The organism is Acinetobacter sp. WCHAc060042 (assembly GCF_003231195.1).
GTDB lineage: Bacteria > Pseudomonadota > Gammaproteobacteria > Pseudomonadales > Moraxellaceae > Acinetobacter.
Genome location: NZ_QKVN01000086.1, coordinates 1 through 2,594, shown reverse-complemented (window position 1 = coordinate 2,594; position 2,594 = coordinate 1). Strand labels below are relative to the sequence as shown.

The window sequence follows — 2,594 nt, the reverse complement described above, 5'->3', positions numbered from 1 at the left end:
GTAAGCATCCGCTGAACGCCATCGCCAAGTTTTAACGGGGTTCAGGTTTCCAGCGGTGAGGTAGTAATTCTTCTATTTGGGGCACTTTATGTGTTGGCAACCTTTTCAGCACATCACTTAAATAGGCATACGGATCCAAGCCATTCAGCTTTGCTGACTGGATTAAAGTCATGATATTGGCAGCTCGTTGACCACTGCGCAGCGAACCTGCAAATAGCCAGTTCTTACGCCCCAAGGCCCAGGGACGCATTTGGTTCTCTATCCAATTATTGTCAATGGGTAGATTGCCATCATCCAGATAGCGGCTTAAAGCAGTCCAACGTTTTAGGCTGTAATTGATCGCCCGGGCGGTTGGAGAACTCGATGGCACCGTCAGCTGATGTTGGTTGAGCCATTCATATAGTTGTTGCATGACCGGTTGACTATGCTGTTGTCGGTATTCGCAGCGGTCTTCCGCTGTACCATCCGTCTTTTTTCTTAATTCTGCTTCTATCGCATATAATTTCTGAATCAGCACTAATGCCTGTTCAGCGACCTGACTTTTCTTGGTCACATGTAGTTCATGGAATTTACGACGTGCATGTGCCATGCAGCCCACCTCAATGACCTGACCTGATCTAAAGCGTGCTTTATAACCACTGTAATCATCACAGACCAAATGACCCTGCCAGCCTTTCAGGAAGTCTTCAGCATGCTGGCCAGAACGGCTATCTTGAAAGTCATAGATCACTGCCTGAACTGGATTGTACTGTGTGCTGGCATAGGCCCAGACATAACCTTTTTTGGGCTTTTTCTCATTTTCACCCATCTGCATGACCGTCACCGGTGTTTCATCTGCATGGATCACCTGCTGTTGCAGTACCACCTGTTTTAAGGCATTGGCCAGAGGTTCCAGTTCCACCCCACAGCGGCCAATCCAGTCAGATAACGTTGATCTAGACAGATCAACACCTGCGCGTAGAAAGATTTGACGTTGACGGTACAAAGGCAAATGATCGGCATACTTTGACACCAGCACATGGCTAAGCAATTCAGGTGAAGCAATGCCTTTATCAATCACATAGGCTGGCATCGCTTGCTGAGTCAGAGTGTCACACTGATCACAGACCCATTTACCACGCACATGCTGTTCCTTATAGAACTGTGCCGGTCTGAAATTCAGTTTTTCACTGACATCTTCACCGATACGACGCAAGGTACAGCCACAACTGCATTGTGTTGATTCAGGTTCATGCTCAATACGGAGGGTGTGTAGATGATCTGGCAACAGCCGACGTTTAGGTTTGTTGACTGGGGCTTTCTGTGCAGCTGCATTGGTTTTATCTGCATTCAGTCGTTCCAGTTCCAGATCAACCGCTGCAATATCTTCTTCAACCGCTTCATCCCAGAGATGGATTTGTTTTGCGGTTAGATGTTCGTTTTTACTGCCGAATTTATGCTGTTTAAATAGTGCAAGCTCATGCTCGTATTTTTGATTGAGAATAGAAAGATGTTGAACTTTAGAATCTAATTGCTGATTGGTGACTTCAAGATGTTGAACTCTGGCATCTAATTGCTGATTTGATTGTTCCAGTTGTTGTTTAGATTGTGCCAGAGACTGATGCTGCATCGCCAACTGTCTGGTAAATTCCAGCAGTTGTTCATGGGTCAGTTGGCTTAAATCAGGCAGCGTATTCATGACCGCAGTATGCCTGAGGTCATGATGCAGAGGAAATAGAACGTTTGGAGAATAGCAGAATGGATGAGCCTGGTTTAGAGCATTGTTACCACTTGCTGCAGTCCGATTCTTTGCCAGGGCAAACCCTGGATCAGTGCCTGTAACTGCTCCGGGCTGATCGCCATACTTTCACCCTGGTGAACTTTAGCCCAGTGGAATTTCCCCTGTTCCAGCCGCCGGGCACACAGCCAGATACCCAGTCCATCATGCACCAGCACTTTCATACGATGGCCACGCTTATTACAGAACAGGTAAGCGCAATGCGGTTTGATGTAGCCAAAGGCTCTCAGCACCTGAGCCATGGCTGTATCCATCCCTGCACGCATGTCCATCGGCTGGGTAGACAACCAGATCTCATCAATACGAATCATTGAGTCAAACCCTGGATCAGCAACAGTAATTCAGTTACTGACTCCACCGGCCAGTCGATCTCGATCATCTGATCCCTTGCGGAACTTGGTGCCTCATGTAATGGAATCCTGATATGAGCGACAGCTTTCTTCTCTGGCACAGGTGGTAGAGGTGCTTCTTGTTTGACTGGAGTCGGGTGAAGAATGACCGGAAGAAAGTCAGTCTGTGGAATGGATGGGGTTTTTAATGCAGGGGGCATTGATCTGGACTGACGAATCCATTTATGTAGCAGATTGGCATTGATCTGATGTTGCATTGCTACCTTGGCCACTGATGTATCTGGCTGCTGGCATTGCTGAATAAGTTGATGTTTAAATTCAGCTGTGAAGGTTCGACGGGGCTTTTTTAGCGTTGGTGCACTGTCTATAACTGTCTTTAAATCCATAAATAGGTGTCCACTTAAATTTAAGTGGACACTATCGCGGTATTAATGAGTTAGAAAAAGTGGGGTTCAGCGGACGCTTAC

Annotated in this window: 3 protein-coding genes; all 3 read right to left on the bottom strand. The window is 46.8% G+C overall.

Annotated features, from left to right (window positions below; all coding sequences use genetic code 11):
- Positions 1-31: 31 nt before the first annotated feature.
- Positions 32-1,678 (bottom strand): IS66-like element ISAba17 family transposase, encoded by a 1,647-nt coding sequence (locus tag DPG01_RS18215; protein WP_001094416.1) that lies wholly within the window; start codon positions 1,676-1,678, stop codon positions 32-34.
- Between the two features lie 74 nt (positions 1,679-1,752).
- Positions 1,753-2,088, bottom strand: a complete 336-nt coding sequence (gene tnpB / locus DPG01_RS18210) for an IS66 family insertion sequence element accessory protein TnpB (RefSeq protein ID WP_000618090.1) — start codon at positions 2,086-2,088, stop codon at positions 1,753-1,755.
- On the bottom strand, positions 2,085-2,513 hold the full coding sequence (gene tnpA / locus DPG01_RS18205; protein ID WP_000364662.1) for an IS66-like element accessory protein TnpA: 429 nt from the start codon (positions 2,511-2,513) through the stop codon (positions 2,085-2,087). Before tnpA ends, tnpB begins: the two co-directional genes overlap by 4 nt.
- Between the last annotated feature and the right edge of the window lie 81 nt (positions 2,514-2,594).

What these genes read in the sequence shown, in the direction of transcription:
- DPG01_RS18215 (WP_001094416.1), bottom strand. Translation starts at nt 1,678, where the DNA reads ATGAATACGCTGCCTGATTTAAGCCAACTGACCCATGAACAACTGCTG.
- tnpB (WP_000618090.1), bottom strand. Translation starts at nt 2,088, where the DNA reads ATGATTCGTATTGATGAGATCTGGTTGTCTACCCAGCCGATGGACATG.
- tnpA (WP_000364662.1), bottom strand. Translation starts at nt 2,513, where the DNA reads ATGGATTTAAAGACAGTTATAGACAGTGCACCAACGCTAAAAAAGCCC.